Raw genomic sequence first — 22,837 nt, 5'->3', positions numbered from 1 at the left:
CCCTGTCCGCAGGTGTCGAGTGTCCGTCAGCAAAGTAGCTGTGTCACCAAAGTCACCAACTGCCCGCGATCCACGTGGTCTGTCCGCTCATCTGCGGAAATGACCATATTTTCTGCTGTGGTCCGACTTTCTTCGCGACGTTACCCGAGCCGGGGTCTCGCGCCGAGTACCGCAGTGCCGACGCGTACATGTGTCGCACCCGCCCGCACGGCCTGTTCCAGGTCGGCGCTCATTCCGGCCGACACCATCGTGGCAGCCGGATGGGCCGCGCGCAGGCTTGATGACAATTCCATCATCCGCTCGAAGGCGGCCTGTTCGCGTCCCGCGTAGGGACCCGCCAGGGGGGCGACGGTCATGAGACCGTCGATCCGCAGCCCCGGCGCGCCGGCCACGAGGTCCGCCAACTCGGCCATGAGGTCGGGCGCGGCGCCGCCCCGGGCTCCGCGCTCCCCCGTTTCGGCGTCGAGCGCGATCTGTACGAGGCAGCCGAGTTCGCGCCCCTGGCTCTCCGCCGCCGCCGACAGCGCCGTGACGAGCTTCGGCCGGTCGACCGACTGCACCACTTGCGCGTATCCCGCCACGGAACGGACTTTGTTCGTCTGCAACTGGCCCACGAAATGCCAGCTCAGCGGCAGATCCGCGCAGGCGGCGGCCTTGGGGGCGGCGTCCTGGTCACGATTTTCCGCAACATGACGGACACCCAGGTCCGCCAGCAGTCGTACGTCGCTTGCCGGGTAGGTCTTGGTGACCACGATGAGGGTCACCTCGTCCCGCTTGCGTCCGGCCGCCGCGCAGGCGGCCGAGATACGTTCCTCCACCCGCTCGAGGTTCTCGGCGAGCTCGGCCTTACGATCCGTCATTGCTCTTTTCCTACCGGGGGTCCGGGGGTTGTCCCCCGGGAAGACACAGTGTCCAACCAGACATATCCGGCAAGGCGCCCGGTCACCCGGTCGCGGCGGTACGAGAAGTGGTCCCGCGACTCCAGTGTGCAGACCGGCGAACGGTGCGCGTGCGCCACCCCCGCCTCGGCCAGCTGCGCGTGCACCCCGGCGACCACGTCGACGGCCGGTGTCCCCCAGCTGGTCTCGGCCCACGCGGCCGGCACCACTTCGGCGACGGCCTCCCGCATCTCGGCCGGAACCTCGTAGCAGTGTCCGCAGACGGCCGGTCCGGTACGGGCGACCATGCGCGCGGGGTCGGCGCCGAGGGCCACCATCGCCTCGACGGCGGCGGGCACCACCCCGGCGACCAGCCCGGGCCGCCCGGCGTGGGCGGCGCCGGCGATCCCGGCGACGGGGTCGGCCAGCAGGACCGGAGTGCAGTCGGCGGTGAGCACCGCGAGGGCGAGCCCCCGACGGGCGGTCACCACGGCGTCCACCGCCGGGATCTGCTCCCCGCCGCCCCAGGGGCCGTCCACCACGGCCACGTCCCGCCCGTGCACCTGGTTCATCCAGACCACCAGGTCCGCGTCGATGCCCAGGGTTTCGGCCGCGATCGCCCGGTTCGCGCGAACGGCGGCCGGGTCGTCTCCGACCGCGCCGCCGAGATTGAGCTCCTCGTACGGAACGGCGCTCACCCCGCCCCACCGGTCGGTGAAGGCGAAGTGGGCGCCGTTCTCGCTGTGCTGCCCCAGTGTCACTTCAAGAAGTCCGGTACATCCAGCTCTTCGGCCGGGCTGTCCTGGTAGGGCCGGGCCGTCGGGACCTGCGGCGCGGGAGCCACGGCCTCGACCGGGATCTCCACCGGCGCCGGGGGCTCCTCACGGGGGGTGACCGTGCCGAGTCCGCCGAAGGCCGGGCGGACCGGCTCGGGCGCGCGGACCGGCGCCGGGGCCGGCTCCTCGCGCTTGGTGGACGCCGCGCCGATCACGTTGTCCCGGCGGGCCGGGGGCTGGCCCCCGTCGAAGCCGGCGGCGATGACGGTGACGCGCACCTCGTCGCCGAGGGCGTCGTCGATGACGGCACCGAAGATGATGTTCGCCTCGGGGTGCGCGGCCTCGCTCACCAGCTGCGCGGCCTCGTTGATCTCGAACAGGCCGAGGTCCGAGCCGCCGGAGATGGAGAGCAGTACGCCCCGCGCCCCGTCGATGGACGCCTCGAGCAGCGGCGAGGAGATCGCCATCTCGGCGGCGGCCACCGCGCGGTCGTCGCCGCGGGCGGAGCCGATGCCCATCAGGGCCGAGCCGGCCTCGGACATCACGGACTTGACGTCGGCGAAGTCGAGGTTGATCAGACCCGGAGTGGTGATGAGGTCGGTGATGCCCTGGACGCCGGAGAGCAGGACCTGGTCGGCCGACTTGAAGGCGTCGAGCACGCTGACCTGGCGGTCCGAGATGGACAGCAGCCGGTCGTTGGGGATGACGATGAGGGTGTCGACCTCTTCGCGGAGCTCGGCGATGCCGTCCTCCGCCTGGTTCGCGCGGCGCCGGCCCTCGAAGGTGAACGGCCGGGTGACCACACCGATCGTCAGGGCGCCCAGCGAGCGCGCGATGTTGGCGACGACGGGTGCGCCGCCGGTGCCGGTGCCGCCGCCCTCGCCGGCGGTGACGAAGACCATGTCGGCCCCCTTGAGGACCTCCTCGATCTCCTCGCGGTGGTCCTCTGCCGCCTTGCGGCCGACGGCCGGGTTGGCTCCCGCGCCGAGGCCCCGGGTGAGTTCACGGCCGACGTCGAGCTTGACGTCGGCGTCGCTCATCAACAGCGCCTGGGCGTCGGTGTTGATGGCGATGAACTCGACGCCCTTGAGACCGACCTCGATCATTCGGTTGATGGCATTGACACCACCGCCGCCGACACCGATGACCTTGATGACTGCGAGGTAGTTCTGCGGTGCTGCCACGTCGAAGGCCTCTCGCCTCGAGTTACGTGTCGCCGCCTCGCGGGCCTGCGTTGCGACGACTGATGCCGAAATGTGGGACGGTCCGTACGCGCCGACCCGAACCCTCACCCTGAAGTTTAGGGTTAGGGGTGTGTCTGTTCCTTGGACTCTTCCGAACAGGACACTAAGTCGACAAGTAGCGCGTGTTCAACGAACACGCCGAACCTCCCGTTTTTCTTTTCACCCTATGTGATCACCCGTATCGGTGGCCAACCAGGGTGCGTCGGTGTTCGACCTGACGTCAACTCCCGGACACCGCAGGTGCCGTGGGAACGCTCACGTCGAAGTGGTCAGCCTTGGGCGAGGCTTTCAGCAGAGCCGTCAGGGCCCGGCCTTTGGCCTCACCCAGTTCGCCGCTCCCCCATACGACCGTGCGGCCCTTCGTCAGCTCCAGCACGACCGAATCGTACGACCGCACCTTGATCTGCAGCGTCTCTTTGGCGATGGCCTCGGGGAGGCTTCCGGCGATGCCGACGGCCTCGCGCAGCAGCCGTTCGCCGTCGAAACGGCGGGCGCTCGGCGAGCCCTCCGCGGCCAGTTCGAGGACCGGAACGCCGCCGGGTGCCTGCCGGACCGTGTCGAATCGCACACCGGAAGCGTCCACTTCGACGAACTCCGCGTCCTTCTTGATGAGCAGGACCGGCTTGCGTTCCGTCACCTTCAGCGCGATCCCGTGCGGCCAGGACCGCACCACATCGACCGAATCGATGCGGGGCAGCCGGCCGCGGAGCCGGCTCGCGATCTCGTCGGTGTCGACGCTCACCAGGGGTGCGCCGACGGGCACCGCCGCGGCGGTGAGGACCTGCTCGGGGGTGAGCACCTGGGTGCCGGAGGCCGTGACCTTCTCGACGCGGAGCCAGGAGGAGCCGTAGAGCGCCCAGGTGACGCCGGCGGCGAGGAGCACCGCGGCGACGAGGCAGACCAGCACGGGGACCCGGCGCGCCCTCGCGCCACCGGGGCCCCGCGGGCCGGATCCCTTCGACGACTTGGGCGGCCCGGGCGGCTTGGGCGAACCCGCGCCCTTGCCGCCCCGGCCCGCCCGGCCGGACGGGCCGGATGGGCCGCGCTGTGCCGTCGTCGCTCCGGCCACTCCTGTGCCTCCTGGGTCAGCGGTTAGCGCGGGCCGCGATTGCCTCGTAGACCAGGCCGACGAGGAGTTCGTCGGCGTCCCGGCGGCCGAACTCGGAAGCCGCGCGGGACATCTCGTACAGGCGGTGCGGATCGGACAGCACCGGCAGGACCTGGCCGAGCACCCACTCGGGGGTCAGTTCCGCGTCGTCGACGAGCAGGCCGCCGCCGGCCTTGACCACCGGCTGGGCGTTGAGCCGCTGTTCGCCGTTGCCGATCGGCAGCGGTACGTAGGCGGCCGGCAGCCCGACGGCGGAGAGTTCGGCGACGGTCATCGCACCCGCGCGGCACAGCATCATGTCGGCGGCGGCGTACGCGAGATCCATCCGGTCCACGTACGGTACCGGCACATACGGCGGCATCCCGGGCATGTTGTCGACACGCGGCAGTTCGTTCTTCGGGCCGACCGCGTGCAGGATCTGGATCCCGGAGCGCTGGAGGACCGGAGCGACCTGCTGGATCACCTCGTTGAGGCGGCGGGCGCCCTGGGAGCCGCCGGAGACCAGCAGCGTCGGCAGGTTCGGGTCCAGGCCGAAGGCGGCGCGCGCCTCGGGGCGGACGGCGGCCCGGTCCAGGGTGGAGATCGACCGGCGCAGCGGGATGCCCACGTAGCGGGCGCCGCGCAGCTTGCTGTCCGGGGTGGACACCGCGACGGCGTGCGCGTAGCGGGAGCCGATCTTGTTGGCCAGTCCGGGCCGGGCGTTGGCCTCGTGGACGATGATCGGCACCCCGAGCCGCTTGGCGGCGAGGTAGCCGGGCAGGGCCACGTAGCCGCCGAAGCCGACGACGCAGTCCGCCTTGGTCCGCGTGAGGATCTCCTCGGCGGCCTTGATCGTGCCGCGCAGCCGTCCTGGGACGGTGATCAGCTCGGGGGTGGGCTTGCGGGGCAGCGGAACGGCCGGGATGAGCCCCAGCTCGTAGCCGCGCTCCGGCACCAGACGGGTCTCAAGGCCGCGTTCCGTACCGAGGGCGGTGATGCCCACGGTCGGGTCCTGCCTGCGCAGGGCGTCCGCGAGGGCGAGCGCGGGCTCGATGTGGCCGGCGGTCCCCCCACCGGCGAGTACGACATGCACCGAAATTCACCGCTCTCCGGACGGACGCCTCTTGACGCGCCGTCTCATCGACTTCCATATCGGCCCGCTCCGCTTCCAGCCCGTTCTGGGCTGTCGCATCGCGAGCGCCGCTCGCGCCGCCGGCTCCTCCCGCGCGAAGGCGATGAGCAGTCCGACCGCGAACATGGTCGGAAGCAGGGCCGACCCTCCGTAGGAGAACAGCGGGAGGGGGACCCCGGCGATCGGCAGCAAGCCGAGCACCGCACCGATGTTGATCACGGCCTGGGCCGTGATCCAGGTGGTCACGCCTCCCGCGGCAAACCGTACGAAGGAGTCCTCCGTGCGTCCGGCCACGCGGATACCCGCATAGCCTAGAGCCGCGAACAGGGCGAGCACCGACAGCGTCCCCGCCAGGCCCAGTTCCTCACCGGTGATGGCAAAGATGAAGTCGGTGTGGGCTTCGGGGAGTTGCCCCCATTTTTCCACACTGGCACCCAGGCCGGAACCGAACCATCCACCGGATGCGAGTGCATAGATTCCGTGCACGGCTTGCCAGCAGAGGTCGTTCTTGCCCGGTTCTGTCGCCCCGAGGCAGGCGAGCCGGTCCATGCGGTGCGGGCTGGTCTTGATCAGCAGTGCGACGATCACACCCGCGAAGGCCAGCACGCCCACGAACAGCCTCGTCGGGGCCCCGGCCAGCCACAGCAGCCCGAAGAGGACGGCTCCGAGGATCATCGCGGTGCCCATGTCCCCGCCGAGCATGATCAGTCCGAGCAGCAGGAAGGCCACCGGGACCAGCGGCACCAGCAGGTGCTTCCACTGGCTCAGCAGCCCCTTGTCGCCCTTGCGGGCCAGCAGGTCGGCGCCCCACAGGATCAGCGCCAGCTTGCCGAACTCGCTGGGCTGGAGCATGAACGGACCGCCCAGGGAGATCCAGTTCTGGTTGCCGTTGATCGAGACCCCTATCCCGGGGACCTGGACCAGGACCATCAGGAACAGGGTGCCGGCGAGCACCGGATAGGACAGCGCCCGGTGCAGTTTGACCGGCATCCGGGAGGCGGCGAAGAGCAGGACGCCGCCGATGAGGGCGGCCAGGAACTGCTTCTTGAAGAAGTACGCGTCGCCCAGGCCCAGCTGGAGCGCCTTGATCATGGACGCCGAGTAGACCATCACCAGGCCGAGCACGGTGATGAGCAACGAGCTGCCGAAAATCAGGTAATACGCCGTAAGGGGGCGGTCCCAGGCCTTGCTCAACTGCCGCTGCGTACGCCGCAGCCCCGCCAGCGGCCCGCGCCCGGCGGGGCGCTTGGCACCGGCTGCCGGACGCTTGCGGCCCTGCGCCTTGACGGCGGCGGGCCGCCGCCCCGGCAGCATCTGCTTGGCCGGCATCTGTGACCTTCCCCTCCACTCGTACGAGGCGAGCAGCCGGCCGGAGGGAACCTGTACCGGCGTCCTCGGCCTAGGCCGTGTCCGCGGCGCTCCCGGTGGCCAGTTCGCGCACCGCGTCGGCGAACGCGTCCCCACGCTTGTTGTAGTTCGCGAACATGTCCATCGAGGCACACGCGGGTGCCAGCAGGACCGTGTCTCCGGGCTCCGCCAGGCGGGCCGCTTCCCGGACCGCTGCGAGCATCGCCCCAGTGTCGGTCCGGTCGAGGTCGGTCACCGGGACCTCGGGGGCGTGTCGCGCCAGCGCCTCGGCGATCAGCGCCCGGTCGGCGCCGATGAGCACGGCGCCGCGCAGCCGCTTCGCGGACCTCTGGACCAGCTCGTCGAAGGTGGCTCCCTTGGCGAGGCCTCCGGCGATCCAGACGACCGGCTCGAAGGCCGCCAGGGAGGCCTCCGCGGCGTGGGTGTTGGTGGCCTTGGAGTCGTCGACGTACCTGACCCCGTCGACCTCGTCCACGTACGCGACGCGGTGCGCGTCGGGGCGGAAGTCGCGCAGCCCGTCGCGGACCGCCCGCGGCTCCACGCCGAAGGCGCGGGCCAGGGCCGCCGCGGCGAGCGCGTTGGCGATGTTGTGCGGGGCGGGCGGGTTGACGTCGTCGACGTGCGCCAGCTCCTGGGCGTTCTTCTGCCGGTTCTCCACGAAGGCCCGGTCGACGAGGATCCCGTCGACCACGCCGAGCATGGAGGGGCCGGGGGCGCCGAGGGTGAAGCCGATCGCCCGGCAGCCCTCCTCGACGTCGGCTTCCTCGACCAGCTTCTCGGTGGCCGGGTCGGCGGCGTTGTAGACGCAGGCGACCGTGTTGCCCTCGTAGATGCGGCCCTTGTCGGCGGCGTACGCCTCCATGGAGCCGTGCCAGTCGAGGTGGTCCGGGGCCAGGTTGAGCACGGCCGCCGAGTGGGCGCGCACCGAGGGCGCCCAGTGCAGCTGGTAGCTGGAGAGTTCGACGGCGAGGACGTCGTACTCCTCCTCGCCGGTCACCACGTCGATGATGGGCGTGCCGATGTTGCCGACGGCCGCGGTCTTCAGACCGGCCGCCTTCAGGATCGAGGCCAGCATCTGGGTGGTGGTGGTCTTGCCGTTGGTCCCGGTGATCGCCAGCCACGGCGCCGGTTCCCTGCGGGGCTCACCGGACGCCGCCGCACGCCGCTGCGCGCCGGTCTCGCGGAGCTGCCAGGCGATCTCGACGTCGCCGACGACGTCCACGCCGGCCTTGGCGGCCGCCAGGAAGAGCGGGCCGTCGGGCTTCCAGCCGGGCGAGGTGACGACCAGCTCGGTGCCCTCGGGCAGGGTCTCGGCGTCGTTCAGGCGTACGGAGATCCCCGCCGCCTCCAGCTCCGCGGCCCGGGCCCGGTGGCCCTCGCTGTCCCCGCCGTCGACGACGGTCACAACGGCACCGAGGCCGGCCAGGGCGCGGGCGGCGCTGATGCCGCTCACGCCGAGACCGGCGACGGTGATGTTCCTGTCCTGCCAGGAGGTCACTTGTCTGCTGCCCATCCCGCGTAGAAGAGACCGAGACCCACGATCACGCACATGCCCTGGATGATCCAGAAGCGGACCACGACAAGGACTTCGGACCACCCCTTGAGTTCGAAGTGGTGCTGGAGCGGGGCCATCCGGAAGACTCGCTTGCCGGTCATCTTGAAGGAGCCGACCTGGATGACGACCGACATCGTGATGAGCACGAAGAGGCCGCCCAGGAGCGCCATCAGGAACTCCGTGCGGGAGCAGATGGCGAGGCCCGCGAGCGCGCCGCCGAGCGCGAGCGAACCGGTGTCGCCCATGAAGATCTTGGCGGGCGAGGTGTTCCACCACAGGAAGCCGAAACAGGCTCCCATCAGGGCGGAGGCGACGACCGCGAGGTCCAGCGGGTCGCGCACCTCGAAGCAGGCGTTGGGGTTCGTCAGCGTCGCCGCGTTGGCGCAGGACTCCTGGAACTGCCAGACGCCGATGAAGGTGTAGGCGCCGAAGACCATCACGGCGGCGCCGGTGGCGAGGCCGTCCAGACCGTCGGTCAGGTTCACGCCGTTGGACATGGCCAGGATCATGAACAGGGCCCAGACCACGAACAGCACCGGGCCGATGGACCAGCCGAAGTCCGTGACGAACGACAGCTTCTCCGAGGCCGGGGTCAGTCCGCGCGAGTCCTTGAACTGGAGCGCGAGCACCGCGAAGGCGATGCCGACGATCAGCTGGCCGGCCATCTTGGCCTTGGCCCGCAGACCGAGCGAACGCCTCTTGACGATCTTGATGTAGTCGTCCAGGTAACCGACCAGGCCCATGCCCGCCATCAGGAACAGCACGAGCAGGCCCGAGAAACTCGGCTCCTCGCCCGTGATGACCTTGGTCAGGGCGTACGCGATGATCGTCGCCAGGATGAAGGAGATACCGCCCATGGTGGGCGTGCCCTTCTTCCCCGCGTGGCCGCGCGGGCCGTCGTCACGGATGAACTGGCCGTAGCCCTTGCGGGCCAGCAGCTTGATCAGCAGCGGGGTGCCGATGACGGTGAGGAACATGCCGATGACACCGGCGAACAGGATCTGCCTCATCGGTCGGCGACCCCGCCCTCGCGCTCCAGCAACGCCAGCGCGACCCGCTCCAGGCCGACCGACCTGGAAGCCTTCACCAGCACGACGTCCCCCGGGCGCAGCTCACTGCGCAACAGGTCGACCGCCGCCTGCGCGTCGGACACGAGCACCGACTCCTCACCCCACGAACCCTCGTTATATGCGCCCAGTTGCAGCCAGGACGCTTCCCTGCCCCCGACTGCCACGAGCCTGCTCACGTTGAGCCGGACGGCAAGCCGCCCCACCGCGTCGTGCTCGGCCAGCGATGCGTCGCCGAGCTCGGCCATGGGGCCGAGTACCGCCCACGTACGTCCCCCGTCCGCCTTGCCGGCCTCCCCCATCGCGACGAGTGCGCGCAGGGCGGCCCGCATGGACTCCGGGTTCGCGTTGTAGGCGTCGTTGACGATCGTCACGCCGTCCTCGCGCTCGGTGACCTCCATCCGCCACCGGGACAGCGTGCCCGCTCCGGAGAGCGCTGTGGCGATCTCCTCGACCGGCATGCCCAGGACATGGGCGACGGCGGCCGCGGCGAGCGCGTTCGACACGTGGTGCTCACCGTACAGCCGCAAGGTCACATCGCTGCACCCGGTCGGTGTGTGGAGTGTGAAGGAGGGCTGCCCCGCGGGCGTCATCCGCACCTCGGTGGCGCGTACGTCGGCGTCCTCGGCCTCTCCGAAGAGCACCGTACGGGCCTTCGTGCGGGCGGACATGGCACGCACCAGCAGGTCGTCGGCGTTGAGGACGGCGACCCCGCCCTCTGCCTCGGCCGGCAGGGCCTCGACCAGCTCCCCCTTGGCCTGGGCGATGGCCTCGCGGCCGCCGAACTCGCCGATGTGGGCGGTGCCGACGTTCAGGACGAGGCCGATGCGCGGCGGGGTCAGGCCGGTCAGGTAGGCGATGTGGCCGATCCCGCGGGCGCCCATCTCCAGGACCAGGTGCCGGGTGTCCTCGGTGGCCTTCAGGGCCGTGAGCGGCAGGCCGATCTCGTTGTTCAGGGAGCCCGGCGTCCACACGGTGGGCGCGTGGTGCTGGAGCACCTGGGCGATCAGGTCCTTGGTGGAGGTCTTGCCGGCCGAGCCGGTCAGGGCCACCACGTCGGTGCCGAGACGTTCGACGACGGTGCGGGCGAGGGCGCCGAGCGCCTTCTCCACGTCGGGCACGACGATCGCCGGTACGCCGACGGGCCGGGCGGCGAGGACGGCGACGGCTCCGGCGGCGACGGCGCGCTCGGCGTAGTCGTGGCCGTCGACGTGCTCGCCCTCGAAGGCGGCGAAGAGGCTGCCGGGCTCCACCTGGCGGGAGTCGATGACGACGGGTCCGCCGGTCCGCACCGCCGGATCCGGTATGTCGTGGGGCCGCCCGCCGGTGATGTCGGCGATCTCGGCGAGGGAAAGGGCGATCACTGGTTCACCTCGGCCTGTCGGTCGCTGCGCTGCTGGTTCTCGATGGCCGCGCGCAGCACGGCGCGGTCGTCGAAGGGGCGTACGACGCCCGCGGTGTCCTGGCCCTGCTCGTGGCCCTTGCCGGCCACGAGCACGGTGTCTCCGGCCTCGGCGCGCGCGACGGCGGCGGCGATGGCCGCGGCCCGGTCGGCGTCGACGAGGACGGTGCCGCGTTCCCCGGCGGGCACCGAGACGGCGCCCTCGAACATCGCGGCGAGGATCCTCAGGGGGTCCTCGGAGCGCGGGTTGTCGGAGGTCAGCACGGCGGTGTCGGCGTACCGGGCCGCCGCGGCGCCCATCGGGCCGCGCTTGGTGGTGTCGCGGTCGCCGCCGCAGCCGAGGACGATGTGCAGCCGGCCGGTGGTGACCTCGCGCAGGGCGCGCAGCACCGACTCGACGGCGTCCGTCTTGTGGGCGTAGTCGACGACGGCCAGGTACGGCTGTCCCGCGTCGACCCGCTCCAGCCGGCCGGGGACCCCGGGGACCGCGGCGACGCCGTCGGCGGCGGTCTGCGGGTCGAGTCCGGCGGCCGCGAGCGTGACGATCGCGGCGACGGTGTTGGCGACGTTGAACGGGCCGGGCAGCGGGGCGGTGGCCCGTACGCGCTGTCCTGCGGGCCCGACCAGGGTCAGGGTGGAGTCCATGTGGCCGCTGACCACGTCCTCGGCGCGCCAGTCGGCGGCCGGGTCGCCGGCGGCGGAGAAGGTGACGACCGGGATCGGCGACTCCTTGGCGAGGCGGCGGCCGTACTCGTCGTCGATGTTGACCACGCCGAGGCGGGCCCGGCGCTCGGTGAAGAGCTGGGCCTTGGCCTGGAAGTAGTCCTCCATGCCGGTGTGGAACTCCATGTGCTCCGGGCTCAGGTTGTTGAAGACGGCGACGTCGAAGACGCAGCCGTCGACCCGGCCCAGGACCAGGGCGTGGCTGGAGACCTCCATGGCCACGGCCTCGACGCCGCGTTCGCGCATGACGGCGAACAGGGCCTGGAGGTCGGTGGCCTCGGGGGTGGTCCGCTCGGACTTGATGCGTTCGTCGCCGATGCGCATCTCGACGGTGCCGACGAGTCCGGTGGTACGTCCGGCCGCGCGCAGCCCGCCTTCGACGAGGTACGCGGTGGTCGTCTTGCCGGAGGTGCCGGTGATGCCGAGCTGGAGCAGGGCCTCCCCGGGGCGTCCGTAGATCTCGGCGGCCAGCTCGCCCATCCGGCCGCGCGGGTCGGCGACGGCCAGGACCGGCAGGCCGGTCGCGGCGGCGCGCTCGGCGCCCTCCGGGTCGGTCAGCACGGCGGCGGCGCCGAGGGCGGCCGCCTGGGCGGCGAAGTCCGCGCCGTGCAGCCGGGCGCCGGGCAGGGCCGCGTACAGGTCTCCGGGTCGCACGGCACGGGAGTCGTGCGTGATGCCGGTGATCTGAGCGGCGCCGGACTCGGGCAGACCCAGCAGGGTGGCCAGCTCGCCCAGCGGGGTCGGGCGGGCGGACACGGGCCGGGGCGCTCCCGGCGGCGCTGCCGGGGCGTCTTTCTGGGCGGTTCTGGGCTGATCAGCGTGGGGCACGGCGGTGAGCGTACCGGGCGCGGCGGGCCGCTCGCGAAGCGAGGGCCCTGCCGGGGCTCCGGCGGCCGTCTGGTTCCCGGGTTTCGGGGTGATCGATGTCACTGATGGTGCCTCACGCTTTTCTGGCCGGACGGCCGGTTCACTGTCCGGGCTGCGGACTGGGCGGTGCACTGTTCTGGGCTGCGGGCGCAGGGCCCGCGTCGTAGGTCACGGGCAGGCCGGCGGGGGCCGCTCCGGTGGGTGCGACCTGGAGGGTCTTGAGGGCGAACTCCATCACCGTCTTGTAGATCGGGCCGCAGATCTGGCCGCCGAAGTAGCTGCCCTTGGTGGGGTTCTGGATGGCGCAGTAGACGGTGACGCGGGGGTTGTCGGCGGGGGCGAAGCCGGCGAAGGAGGCGGTGTAGCCCTTGTAGCGGCCGGTGGCCGGATCCACCCGGTTGGAGGTGCCGGTCTTGCCGCCGACCCGGTAGCCGGGGATCTTCGCCCTGGTGCCGGTGCCCTCCTGGTCGTCGACCACGGACTCGAGCATCTCGGAGAGGGTCCTGGCCGTCTCGGGGCTGATCACGCGGGCCTGCTCGGGTGCCGGGGCCGGGGTGAAGCGGCCGTCGGGGCCCTTGGTGCCGCGCACCAGGGTCGGGGTGATCCGGACCCCGCCGTTGGCGATGGTGGAGTACACGGAGGCCGCCTGCATGGCGTTGAGGGACAGGCCCTGGCCGAAGGGGATCGTGTACTGCTGGGAGGTGGACCAGGCCTCGGGCCTGGCGAGGATCCCGCGGGATTCGCCGGGGTAGTTCAGGCCGGTGGGGCGTCCGATGCCGAATTTGTCCAGGTACGAGTACAGGACCTTGTTGGCCTCGGTCTGGGTGGCGCCGAGCTGGCCGGTGGCCAGGATGGTGCCGATGTTGGAGGACTTGGCGAGGACCCCGTTGAGGGTCAGGTACCAGGTGGGGTGGTCGACGTCGTCCTTGAACAGCCGGTCGCCGCGGTGCAGCCGGTTGGGGACCTCGACGTGGGTGTCGGGGCGGGCCTTCTTCTCCTCCAGCACGGCGGCCATCGACATCACCTTGGCGGTGGAGCCGGGCTCGTACACGTCCTGGAGCGCGGCATTGCCCATGGCGGCGGACCTGGCCTTCGTCAGGTCGTTCGGGTCGAAGCCGGGGGCGTTGGCCATGGCCAGCACCTCGCCGGTGCGGGTGTCCTGGACGATGACGTAGCCGCGGTCGGCGCCGGACTTCTCGACCTGTTCGCTGATGGCGCTCTGCGCGGCCCACTGGATGTCGCGGTCGATGGTCAGCTCGATGTCGTCGCCGGGTACGGCGGGCTTCTCGCTGGATCCCGCGGTGGGGACGCGGCGGCCGCCGGACTGGGCGTAGGTCAGCTCGCCGTCCTTGCCGGCCAGCTTCTTGTCGAGGGAGGACTCCAGGCCGCCGCCGCCCTTGCCCTCGGCGTTGACGTAACCCAGTATCCCGGCGGCGAGGTCGCCGTTCGGGTACACGCGCTTGCTGCTGACCTCGTTGAACACCCCGGCGATGACGTTGGCGCCGGGGCCGTTCTTCTTCTTGTCGGCGGCCGCCTTGTCGGCGAAGAGCTTCTTGAGGTCCTTGATCTGGTTCCAGACCTGGGGGGTCTGGCGGCGGGCCAGGATCACGTAGCGGGTGTTCTTGGTCTGGAGCCGTGCGGTGAGTTCCTTCGGGTCCGCTCCGAGGATGGGCGCGAGGAGGGCCGCGGCCTGTTCGGGGGCGTCGGGGGCCTTGCTCTCCTGCGGGGTGAACATCTTCGGGTCGGCGGTGATGTCGTACGCGTCGACGCTGGTGGCCAGGGCCACGCCCTTGCGGTCGGTGATCTCCCCGCGCTCGGCGGCCAGGGTGTGGCTGGCGAAGCGGTTCTCGGTGGCCTTGGCGGAGTACGCGGAGGCGTCGACGGCCTGCACCTGGAGGAGCCGGACGACGAAGGCGAGCATGACGAGGGTCAGCCCGACGCTGACCAGGCGCAGCCGGGGTTTGGGGCTGCCGAGCCGGATGGTGTGCCGGGTGCGCCCCTGCCCTGGCCGGGCCGTCGCCCGGGCCCGCGCCGGCCCCGGCACCCGCCGCGGCGGCTCCTTGGGGCTCACCGCCACCCTCCCCGGCGGGGCCTGCGGGTGCCCGACGGGCCTGCGCCCCAGCCCCTGGGGCCCCGCCCCAGACCCCGCGCCTCAATCGCCGGCGGGGCTGGGATTCCCGCCTGGTGGTGCTGGAGCGCACGCAGCGCACTTCCAGCCCCGCCGGCGTTTGAGGCCGTGCCTGGAGCCGCGCCCGCGGGATGCGCGCAGCCCCACCTGGGGTCCGGGGCGGAGCCCCGGGTCCTTGGAGCCGCGCCGGCGATTGAGGCGCGGGCGCGGAGCGCCGTGTCTGGAGCCGCGCCGACCGGATGCGCGCAGCCCCACCCGGGGGCCGGGGCGGAGCCCCGGGTCTTATGAGCCGCGCCGGCGTCTGAGGCTGGGGGTCCCCCCGGACGGAGTCTGGGGGAGGTGGAAGGGCGGGTAGGGGACGGCCCCGCAGGGCAGCGGTCCCGTGCGGGGCCGGGGGAACGGAGCGAGGGCGGGGCGGGGAGGAGCCCCGGAGGGGTCCGCGTCACGACGTCACCTGCCTGGGGTCGGAGTGGGCTGCGGGGTGCCGCCGGAGGCCGCGGCCGGGGTGTCGGGGTTCTGGGCGGCGGCCGGCGGCGGCGCCGGGGCCTGGGAGGCCGGGGCCGGGGCGGCCGGCGGCGGGGCCGGGGCCTCCGCCGGGGAGGGGGTGCCCGCGGTCCTGCCGTCGGGGCCGAGGAAGACGGGGCTGCCCCCCGGCACCAGCCCCAGCTCGCGCGCCCGCCGCTGAAGCGCGTCCGGCGCCGAGTAGCCGTCGACGTCCCGCTGGAGCGCCTGCTGCTCGTCCGTCAGGACGGTGGTCTCCTTCTTCAGCCGGCTCAGCTGGAAGGAGCCCTGGTTCAGCGCCGAGTTCAGCAGCAGCAGGCTGATCAGCCCGCCCGCGAGCAGCGCCACCACCAGCAGGACGAACGGCATCCGCGCCGCCCCGCCGCCCCCCGGCCGCACCCGGCCGCCCCCGCGGGCCTTGGTCACAGTCGCGCCTCGCGGATGCGTTCGACGCCCCGGAACCGGGCCGGGGCGGCCCGCCGGTTCTCGGCGATCTCCTCCTCGGTCGGCAGCTCCGCGCCCCGCGTCAGCAGCTTCAGCTTCGGCTGGTACTTCTCCGGTACGACCGGCAGCCCGGGCGGGGCCGTCGAGGTGGCGCCGGCGGCGAAGACCTGCTTGACGAGCCGGTCCTCCAGGGAGTGGTACGAGAGCACCGCGATCCGCCCGCCGACCGCGATCCGGTCGACCGCCGCCGGAATGGCCCGCTCCAGCCCGGACAGCTCGCCGTTGACCTCGATGCGCAGGGCCTGGAAGGTCCGCTTGGCGGGGTTGCCGCCGGTGCGCTTGGCCGCCTGCGGCAGGGCGTCGCGGATGAGCTCCACGAGGCGGGCGCTGTTCGAGAAGGGTTCCTTCTCCCGTTCGCGCACGACCGCCGACACGATCCGCTTGGCCTGCTTCTCCTCGCCGTACTGGCGCAGGATCCGCACCAGCTCGCCCGGCGCGTACGTGTTGAGGACCTCGGCGGCGCTGATGCCGGTCGTCTGGTCCATGCGCATGTCCAGCGGAGCGTCCTGCGCGTACGCGAACCCTCGGTCGGCCTCGTCGAGCTGCATGGAGGAGACGCCGAGGTCGAAGAGGATGCCCTGGACGGTCGGGATCCCCAGGCTGTCGAGCACCTCGGCGAGGTCGGCGTAGATCGCGTGGACGAGGGTGGCCCGGTCGCCGAAGGGCGCGAGGCGTTCCCCGGAGAGCCGCAGGGCCTCCTTGTCGCGGTCGAGGCCGATCAGGTGCGCCTCGGGGAACCGGGTCAGCAGGGCCTCGCTGTGGCCGCCGAGGCCGAGGGTGCAGTCGACGACGACCGCCCCCGGCCTCTCCAGCGCCGGGGCCAACAGGTCCAGGCACCGCTGGAGCATCACCGGGACATGTCGGGACTCGCTAGTCAAAGCGCCCTCTCAGATAACGGCGCGGCAGGCATACGCCGCGCCGCGCACGCGGAGTGTTACCAGGGGGCCGGGCGGCCGGTGAGGGCCGGGCTCCGGCCGGTTCGCGCCACTTTAGTGCAACGGTCGCCGCGGTCAACGAACCGCCCCGCGCCCGGTGCGCCCTCCCCCGAGCGAAAGCCCAAATGCCGCGAATCACCCGAACAGCGGCCTCCACCTCACCCCTGTGGGTTAGCTCACAACAAGGCTTGTTGACCTTCTTTGTCCATCCTCACTCAATGCCGCACCGCGCTGTGACCACTAACGTCATAACCATGACGACTTCCGCATCCCTGCCCGCCCACTCCGCTCCCGAGGCATCCAGCGGCGAATCCGTCACGGACCGGCTGGTGGAGGCGAACCGTCAGTACGCCGCGGAGTTCAGCGACCCCGGCATGGACGCCCGCCCCGTCCTGCACGTGGCCGTCGTGGCCTGCATGGACGCCCGTCTCGACCTGCACAAGGCGCTGGGCCTGGAGCTCGGCGACTGCCACACCATCCGCAACGCCGGCGGGGTCGTCACCGACGACACCATCCGCTCGCTCACCATCAGCCAGCGGGCCCTGGGCACCCGCGCGGTCATACTCATCCACCACACCGGCTGTGGCCTCGAAAGCCTGACCGAGGACTTCCGGCACGAGCTGGAGGACGAGGTCGGCCAGCGCCCCGCCTGGGCCGTGGAGGCCTTCCGCGACGTTGACCAGGACGTCCGCCAGTCGATGCAGCGGGTCCGGACGAACCCCTTCCTGCCCTTCAAGGACGATGTGCGAGGCTTCGTCTTCGACGTGCACACCGGCCTCCTGCGGGAGATCGATCCGGCCAGCTGAGTGACAGAGCGCCGGACGCCGTCAAGAATGCGGGGAGACGTCACCCGGAACTCGTCCGGGCCGGTGTCCGTGTTTCGGGGTGGGCCGGTTCATGCGCCAACAGCGTCGGCCCTGAGAAAGGGTCGAGGAGAACCAGGTGACCACGTACGACGACCGAGCGAGCCTCGCTGATCTGACCAGCACGGCCGAGCGGGTCCGCCGGTCGGTCGAGAGCGTGATCGAGGGCAAGCCCGAGGTCGTCCGGATCGCGCTGACCGTGCTGCTGGCCGAGGGCCACCTCCTGATCGAGGACGTCCCCGGCGTCGGTAAGACGATGCTGGCCAAGACGCTTGCCAAGTCCATCGACTGTTCGGTGCAGCGCATCCAGTTCACCCCGGACCTGCTGCCCTCCGACATCACGGGCGTCAGCATCTACGACCAGCAGCGCCGCGAGTTCGAGTTCAAGCCCGGCGCGATCTTCGCGCAGATCGTCATCGGCGACGAGATCAACCGCGCCTCCCCCAAGACCCAGTCGGCGCTGCTGGAGTCGATGGAGGAGCGCCAGGTCACCGTCGACGGCACCACCTACACCCTGCCCAGCCCGTTCATGGTCGTCGCGACCCAGAACCCGGTGGAGATGGAGGGCACCTACCCCCTCCCCGAGGCCCAGCGCGACCGCTTCATGGCCCGCGTCTCCGTCGGCTACCCCAGCCCCGAGGCCGAGCTCCAGATGCTCGACGTGCACGGCGGGCTCTCCCCGCTCGACGACCTCACCGCCGTCGCGCACGCCCACGACGTGGTCAAGCTGATAGAGGCCGTCCGCGAGGTGTACGTCGCCGCGCCCGTACGCCGCTACGTGGTGGACCTGGTCTCCGCCACCCGCAGCCACCCGGACCTGCGCCTGGGCGCCTCGCCCCGCGCCACCCTGCACCTGCTGCGCGCCGTGAAGGCCTCCGCCGCCCTGGCCGGCCGGGACTACGTCCTGCCCGACGACGTGCAGGCACTGGCCGCGCCCGTCCTCGCGCACCGGCTGCTGCCCACCGCGCAGGCCCAGCTGAACCGGCGCACCGCCGAGCAGGTCGTCCACGACATCCTCCAGCGCACCCCCGTCCCCGCCGCGCACGCCCGCGGCGAGATGCCGCCCGCCGCGGGCCCCCGGAGCTTCTGATGAGCGCCGGTGCCCCGCACGGCGCCGGCGGGCACGTGAGGGATCCCGGGGGGCTGCGCGCCTCGCTGGCCGGGCTGACCACCCGCGGCCGCTCGTTCCTGGCCGCCGGAACCGCCGCCGCCGTCTGCGCGTACGTCCTGGGCCAGGGCCAGCTCCTGCGGGTCGGGCTGCTGCTCGTCGTCCTGCCGCTGATCTGCGTCCTCGCCCTGCACCGCACCCGCTACCGGGTCACCGCCGGCCGCCTCCTGACCCCGCCCCGGGTGCCCGCCGGCGGCGAGGCGCGGGTCCAGCTGCGGCTGGAGAACGTCTCCCGGGTGCCCACGGGGCTGCTGATGCTCCAGGACCGGGTGCCGTACGTCCTGGGGCCGCGGCCCCGCTTCGTACTGGACCGGGTCGAGTCCGGCGGCCGCCGCGAGGTGTCCTACCGGGTCCGCTCCGACCTGCGCGGCCGCTACCCGCTCGGCCCCCTCCAGCTGCGCCTGACCGACCCCTTCGGGCTGGTCGAGCTGACCCGCTCCTTCAGCACCTACGACACCCTCACGGTCGTCCCCCGCACCCAGCCCCTGCCCCCGGTCCGGATGACCGGCGAGGCCGGCGGCTACGGCGACGGCAGCCGCCGCTCGCTCGCGCTGGCCGGGGACGACGACGTGATCCCGCGCACCTACCGGCGGGGCGACGACCTGCGCCGGGTCCACTGGCGCTCCACCGCCCGCTACGGCGAGCTGATGGTGCGCCGCGAGGAGCAGCCCCAGCGCAGCAAGGCCACCGTCCTGCTGGACACCCGCGACCTGGCCTACGAGGGCGCGGGCCCCGACTCCGCCTTCGAGTGGGCGGTGTCGGCCGCCGCCTCCACCCTGCTGCACGTCCTCGAGCAGGGGTTCTCGGTGCGGCTGCTGACCGACACCGGCGACTCGGTCCCCGGCGAGGGCGGCGGGGGCTTCTCCTCCGGCGGGCCGGAGTCCGCCGAGGCGGCCGGGCTGATGATGGACACCCTCGCGGTCGTCGGCCACTCCGGCGGGAGCGGGCTGGGCCGCGCCTACGAAGCGGTCCGCGGCGGCGGAGCGGGCCTCGCCTCCTCCGGCGGCGACGGCCTGCTCATCGCCTTCTTCGGCGACCTCGACGACACACAGACGGAAATGGCGGCCCGGATGCGGCAGCGCAGCGCGGGCGCGGTGGCGTTCGTACTGGACTCCGCGACCTGGGCCGGAGCGCCCTCGCGGGCGGAGGAGCGGCTGCGCAGGCTGCGGGACGCGGGCTGGACGGCGCTGGCCGTCCCGCCCGGCGCCGCCTTCGCCGAGCTGTGGCGGCAGGCCGGGAACGCTCCCCTCGGCGCGCAGACCTCCGGAGGCCGGGGATGAGCGGGCGGACACGAGTGACGCTCTTCGGAATGCTGGCGACGCTGCTGACCTCCTGGTCACTGGCCCCGCTGGTGGAGTCCTCGGGCTGGCTGCTCCAGGCGGCGGCCCTGCTCGGGGTGCAGGCCGCGGTGGGGGCCGGGGCGCGGCGGGTGCCGCTGGCCCGGTCGCTGACCGTGGCGGCGCAGCTGCTGGTGTCGCTGCTGCTGCTCGCCTTCCTCTTCGCGGGGAAGGCCGAGTCCACCGGGAGCGGGCCGCTGTCCTTCCTGGTCACCGACTTCGGGTCGCTGTTCCAGCAGGGCGTGCGGGACGTGGGCGAGTTCGCCATACCGGCCCCGCTGACCGACGGCATCCGGCTGCTGCTGCTGGCCGGGGTGCTGCTGATCGGGCTGCTGGTGGACGTACTGGCGGTGACGCTGCGGACGGCCGCGGCGGCCGGGCTGCCGCTGCTGGCGCTGTATTCGGTGGCCGCCGGGCTGTCGACGGGCCAGGGCGGCGCCTGGTTCGCCTTCCTGCTGGCCGGCGCGGGCTACCTGTTGCTGCTGCTGTCGGAGGGGCGCGACCGGCTGGCCCAGTGGGGCCGGGTCTTCGGCGCGGCCCCCAGCACCCGGGTGTCGGCGGCCTCGGGGTACGGCGGCGGCTCGGGCGGCGGCGGCCGGGCCGTGGCCCCCGTACGCACCGGGCGCCGGATCGGCGTGGTCGCGCTGGGTCTGGCGCTGGCGGTGCCGGCCGCGCTGCCGGCGCTCGGCGGCGGGCTGCTGGGCGCCCCGGGCGACGAGTCGGGCGCGGCGGGCCGGGGCGGCGGCACGATCTCGGCGGTGAACCCGCTGGTCTCGCTGCAGAGCAGCCTGAACGCGCAGGACAACCGGGTGGTCCTCAAGTACCGCACGGACAGCCCGCAGCTCGGCGAGCAGTACCTGCGGATCCTGGCGCTGGACGAGTTCAACGGGGTCAAGTGGGAGGCCTCCGGGCGCCCGCTGACGGACGTCCCGGAGCGGCTGCCGAACCCGTCGGGGCTGAGCGAGCGGGTGCGCGGGAGCGCGCTCGAGGTGCGCACCACCGTCTCGGCGGCGGAGACGTACGCCCAGCGCTACCTGCCGATGCCGTACCCGGCGACGCAGATCGACATCGCCGGGAAGTGGCGGTACGAGCCCGCCGGCCGGACCCTGGTCGGGGACCAGCTGGCCAAGGACCGCTTCCAGAACGTGCAGGGCGCGCAGTACACCGTACGGAGCCTGCTGCTGCGGCCCACGGCCGCGGAGCTCCAGGCCGCCCCGAGCGCGAACCCCCTCGTACAGGCGGAGTACACCAAGCTGCCGGACAACCTGCCGCCGGTGGTGGCGGAGACGGCGCGGCGGGTCACCCAGGGCGCGCAGGACGACTACACGCGGGCCGTGAAGCTCCAGGACTTCTTCGCGGTGAACGGCGGCTTCCGCTACGACACGAAGGTGTCCTCGGGGACGGGTTCGCAGGCCATCGCCCGCTTCCTGGAGGACAAGGAGGGCTTCTGCGTCCACTTCGCCTTCTCGATGGCGGCGATGTCGCGCACGCTGGGCATCCCGGCGCGGGTGGCGGTCGGTTTCACCCCGGGCGAGAAGCAGTCCGACGGCAGCGTGAACGTCTCGATGCGGGACGCGCACGCCTGGCCCGAGCTGTACTTCGAGGGCGTGGGCTGGACCCGCTTCGAGCCGACGCCCCGGTCGGGCATCTCGGTGCCGGACTACAGCCGTACCGAGGCCCCGGCCCCGCAGCCGTCCGCGCCGTCCGCGCTGCCCTCGCAGTCCGCGTCGGCGGCGGCGCCCGCGCCGTCGCAGAGCGAGGCGTGCCCGCCGGAGCTGAAGAAGCTCGGCGAGTGCGGCGGGCCGGCCGCCCAGCAGGACACCGGTGCGGGCTCCGGCGGCGTGCCGGTGGGCGCGGTCCTCGGCTGGACCGCCGCCGCGCTGGCCGTGCTGGGGCTCCCGCTGCTGCCCCTGCTGTGGCGCCGCCGCCTCCGGGACCGGAGACTGTCCTCCCCCGATGTCCTGGCCGCCTGGCGGGAGCTGGGCGACAGCGCCTGGGACGTGAACATCCCGCCCGACGAGGCGCTCTCGCCGCGCCGGGCGGCGGGGCGGGTCGTGGTCCTGGGCCGGCTGGACGGGGACGCCGCCGAGGCGGTGCACCGGGTCGCGGGCGCGGTGGAGCGGGCGCTGTACGCCCCGCCCGGCGCGGACGTCTCGTACCCGGGGCTGGCCGCCGACGTACGCCTGGCCCGTGCGGCCCTGCTGGCCGCCGTGGGGCGGTGGGCCCGCCTGCGGGCGCTCCTGCTCCCCCGCTCGGCGGCGCGCGTGACCGCCGCCCTCTCGCTCCGCGCCTCCGCCGCCTCGGCCCGCGCGACAGCCCTCACCACCCGCCTCCGCCTCCCCCTACGGAACCGCGGCTGACCCGACCGGGCCGCCGCTGCGGCGCGAGCGGCGCGTCAAAAAGGCCAACGCCGGTGTGGTCGGGCTCGTTCCCCCCGAGTCCGACCGCACCGGCGTTCGCCGTACCGCTCCCGGCCAGGGGCCCGGTCCGCTCCGCGGCCCCGTGTCCGCGGTGCGGGCCGAACGCCCCTGTCCATGGCTCCAGTCTGCTGTCTTCGCAGGTGGGAGCCCATCCGTACGCGTACTCATCTGTGCGCCTGAGTACGGATACTCAGTTCTACGCCGTCCGCGCGCCGGACGGCACCGCCGACCGGGGGTCAGCGGCTCCCGCTGACCCGGCCCCGCAGCAGCAGCGACAGCGCCGAGTGCACGTCGTCCAGCGAGCGCTCGCTCTGGAAGGCCTGCCAGTCCAGCGCCGCCACCAGCACCATCCCCACGAGCGCCGCCGCCGTCAGCGGCACGTCGATCTCGGAGCTGAGCTCACCCCGCTCCACGCCCTCCCGCAGCACCGACTCGACGACCGCGACCGCCTCGCCCCGCACCACCATCAGGGTGGACTGCCAGGCGCGGTTGGTCCGCCAGAGTTCGGCGACGTACAGCTGGGTGAAGGCCGGGTACCGGTCGATGAAGACCAGGCCCGCCCGGATCATCCCGTCGAGGGCCTCGATCCGGCTGCCGCCGCGCGCCTCGGTCTCGTCCGCGGCGGCCCGCAGCGAGGCGGTCAGCAGCCCCACCCCGTGCCGCAGCAGCTCCTCGAAGAGGTCGGTCTTGCTCGCGAAGTTGTAGTAGACGGTGCCCTTGGCCACGCCCGCCCGCTCGGCGATCTCGTCGACCGTGGTCGCGGAGAAGCCCTGCTCCGCGATGAGCGTGACGGCCGCCTCGTAGAGCTTCTGGCGCGTGGCCTGCCGGCGGCTGCCGCCGGCAGTGGTGCTGCTGCTTTCCATGGCGCTGATTCTCACAGGT

At 72.6% G+C, this 22,837-nt stretch carries 18 protein-coding genes; 4 read left to right on the top strand and 14 right to left on the bottom strand.

The window, feature by feature from the left end; all coding sequences use genetic code 11:
- Positions 1-140 precede the first annotated feature (140 nt).
- The 13 genes from OOK34_RS20610 to rsmH all read right to left on the bottom strand — a co-directional run bounded on the left by OOK34_RS20610 (position 141) and on the right by rsmH (position 16,110).
- The gene (locus OOK34_RS20610) at positions 141-860 is read right to left on the bottom strand and encodes a YggS family pyridoxal phosphate-dependent enzyme (protein ID WP_267035332.1); all 720 of its coding nucleotides are present in this window, start codon (positions 858-860) and stop codon (positions 141-143) included.
- Complete coding sequence (gene pgeF, locus OOK34_RS20605; RefSeq protein ID WP_267035331.1) at positions 857-1,639, bottom strand: peptidoglycan editing factor PgeF; 783 nt, start codon at positions 1,637-1,639, stop codon at positions 857-859. The genes OOK34_RS20610 and pgeF overlap by 4 nt, the downstream gene beginning before the upstream one ends.
- Positions 1,636-2,838 carry a cell division protein FtsZ gene (gene ftsZ, locus OOK34_RS20600; RefSeq protein ID WP_267035330.1) on the bottom strand — a complete coding sequence of 401 codons (1,203 nt, stop codon included), beginning with the start codon at positions 2,836-2,838 and terminating at the stop codon, positions 1,636-1,638. The genes pgeF and ftsZ overlap by 4 nt, the downstream gene beginning before the upstream one ends.
- A 280-nt stretch (positions 2,839-3,118) precedes the next feature.
- Complete coding sequence (locus tag OOK34_RS20595; protein WP_267036838.1) at positions 3,119-3,805, bottom strand: cell division protein FtsQ/DivIB; 687 nt, start codon at positions 3,803-3,805, stop codon at positions 3,119-3,121.
- A gap of 178 nt (positions 3,806-3,983) precedes the next feature.
- Positions 3,984-5,078 carry an undecaprenyldiphospho-muramoylpentapeptide beta-N-acetylglucosaminyltransferase gene (gene murG, locus OOK34_RS20590; protein ID WP_267035329.1) on the bottom strand — a complete coding sequence of 365 codons (1,095 nt, stop codon included), beginning with the start codon at positions 5,076-5,078 and terminating at the stop codon, positions 3,984-3,986.
- A 6-nt stretch (positions 5,079-5,084) separates the two neighbouring features.
- A complete protein-coding gene (gene ftsW / locus OOK34_RS20585) occupies positions 5,085-6,446 on the bottom strand; it encodes a putative lipid II flippase FtsW (RefSeq protein ID WP_267035328.1) in 1,362 nt (453 codons plus the stop codon).
- Positions 6,447-6,516: 70 nt separating this feature from the next.
- Positions 6,517-7,998, bottom strand: a complete 1,482-nt coding sequence (gene murD / locus OOK34_RS20580; RefSeq protein WP_267035327.1) for a UDP-N-acetylmuramoyl-L-alanine--D-glutamate ligase — start codon at positions 7,996-7,998, stop codon at positions 6,517-6,519.
- The gene (gene mraY / locus OOK34_RS20575) at positions 7,980-9,050 is read right to left on the bottom strand and encodes a phospho-N-acetylmuramoyl-pentapeptide-transferase (RefSeq protein ID WP_267035326.1); all 1,071 of its coding nucleotides are present in this window, start codon (positions 9,048-9,050) and stop codon (positions 7,980-7,982) included. Before mraY ends, murD begins: the two co-directional genes overlap by 19 nt.
- The gene (murF, locus tag OOK34_RS20570; protein WP_267035325.1) at positions 9,047-10,471 is read right to left on the bottom strand and encodes a UDP-N-acetylmuramoyl-tripeptide--D-alanyl-D-alanine ligase; all 1,425 of its coding nucleotides are present in this window, start codon (positions 10,469-10,471) and stop codon (positions 9,047-9,049) included. The genes mraY and murF overlap by 4 nt, the downstream gene beginning before the upstream one ends.
- Positions 10,468-12,162: a UDP-N-acetylmuramoyl-L-alanyl-D-glutamate--2,6-diaminopimelate ligase gene (locus OOK34_RS20565; protein WP_267035324.1), complete on the bottom strand. Its 1,695-nt coding sequence runs from the start codon at positions 12,160-12,162 to the stop codon at positions 10,468-10,470. The genes murF and OOK34_RS20565 overlap by 4 nt, the downstream gene beginning before the upstream one ends.
- A gap of 37 nt (positions 12,163-12,199) precedes the next feature.
- Positions 12,200-14,170, bottom strand: coding sequence for a penicillin-binding protein 2 (locus tag OOK34_RS20560; RefSeq protein ID WP_267035323.1), 1,971 nt, complete (start codon positions 14,168-14,170; stop codon positions 12,200-12,202).
- Positions 14,171-14,677: 507 nt separating this feature from the next.
- Positions 14,678-15,154 carry a hypothetical protein gene (locus tag OOK34_RS20555; protein WP_267035322.1) on the bottom strand — a complete coding sequence of 159 codons (477 nt, stop codon included), beginning with the start codon at positions 15,152-15,154 and terminating at the stop codon, positions 14,678-14,680.
- Positions 15,151-16,110 (bottom strand): 16S rRNA (cytosine(1402)-N(4))-methyltransferase RsmH, encoded by a 960-nt coding sequence (rsmH, locus tag OOK34_RS20550; RefSeq protein ID WP_267035321.1) that lies wholly within the window; start codon positions 16,108-16,110, stop codon positions 15,151-15,153. Before rsmH ends, OOK34_RS20555 begins: the two co-directional genes overlap by 4 nt.
- 311 nt (positions 16,111-16,421) lie before the next feature.
- On the opposite strand from rsmH, the gene OOK34_RS20545 reads away from it, so the two are divergent.
- From OOK34_RS20545 to OOK34_RS20530, 4 genes are all read left to right on the top strand, one after another.
- Complete coding sequence (locus OOK34_RS20545) at positions 16,422-16,973, top strand: carbonic anhydrase (RefSeq protein WP_267035320.1); 552 nt, start codon at positions 16,422-16,424, stop codon at positions 16,971-16,973.
- A 136-nt stretch (positions 16,974-17,109) separates the two neighbouring features.
- Entirely contained in the window at positions 17,110-18,120 is a 1,011-nt protein-coding gene (locus OOK34_RS20540) for a MoxR family ATPase (RefSeq protein WP_267035319.1), read from the top strand.
- Positions 18,120-19,478, top strand: coding sequence for a DUF58 domain-containing protein (locus OOK34_RS20535; RefSeq protein WP_267035318.1), 1,359 nt, complete (start codon positions 18,120-18,122; stop codon positions 19,476-19,478). The genes OOK34_RS20540 and OOK34_RS20535 overlap by 1 nt, the downstream gene beginning before the upstream one ends.
- A 29-nt stretch (positions 19,479-19,507) precedes the next feature.
- Positions 19,508-21,895 (top strand): DUF3488 and transglutaminase-like domain-containing protein, encoded by a 2,388-nt coding sequence (locus OOK34_RS20530; RefSeq protein ID WP_267035317.1) that lies wholly within the window; start codon positions 19,508-19,510, stop codon positions 21,893-21,895.
- 296 nt (positions 21,896-22,191) lie between these two features.
- On the opposite strand, the gene OOK34_RS20525 is transcribed toward OOK34_RS20530, so the two are convergent.
- Positions 22,192-22,818 (bottom strand): TetR/AcrR family transcriptional regulator, encoded by a 627-nt coding sequence (locus OOK34_RS20525; protein ID WP_267035316.1) that lies wholly within the window; start codon positions 22,816-22,818, stop codon positions 22,192-22,194.
- Positions 22,819-22,837 lie beyond the last annotated feature (19 nt).

The organism is Streptomyces sp. NBC_00091 (assembly GCF_026343185.1).
Classification (GTDB): Bacteria; Actinomycetota; Actinomycetes; order Streptomycetales; family Streptomycetaceae; genus Streptomyces.
The sequence above is the reverse complement of the archived record's forward strand: the minus strand, read 5'-3'. Positions and strand labels throughout refer to the sequence as shown.

Excerpts from the sequence above, each read along its gene's own strand:
- OOK34_RS20535 (WP_267035318.1), top strand. The coding sequence starts at position 18,120 with ATGAGCGCCGGTGCCCCGCACGGCGCCGGCGGGCACGTGAGGGATCCC.
- ftsW (WP_267035328.1), bottom strand. The coding sequence starts at position 6,446 with ATGCCGGCCAAGCAGATGCTGCCGGGGCGGCGGCCCGCCGCCGTCAAG.
- OOK34_RS20530 (WP_267035317.1), top strand. The coding sequence starts at position 19,508 with ATGCTGGCGACGCTGCTGACCTCCTGGTCACTGGCCCCGCTGGTGGAG.
- mraY (WP_267035326.1), bottom strand. The coding sequence starts at position 9,050 with ATGAGGCAGATCCTGTTCGCCGGTGTCATCGGCATGTTCCTCACCGTC.
- murD (WP_267035327.1), bottom strand. The coding sequence starts at position 7,998 with ATGGGCAGCAGACAAGTGACCTCCTGGCAGGACAGGAACATCACCGTC.
- OOK34_RS20610 (WP_267035332.1), bottom strand. The coding sequence starts at position 860 with ATGACGGATCGTAAGGCCGAGCTCGCCGAGAACCTCGAGCGGGTGGAG.
- OOK34_RS20545 (WP_267035320.1), top strand. The coding sequence starts at position 16,422 with ATGACGACTTCCGCATCCCTGCCCGCCCACTCCGCTCCCGAGGCATCC.
- OOK34_RS20525 (WP_267035316.1), bottom strand. The coding sequence starts at position 22,818 with ATGGAAAGCAGCAGCACCACTGCCGGCGGCAGCCGCCGGCAGGCCACG.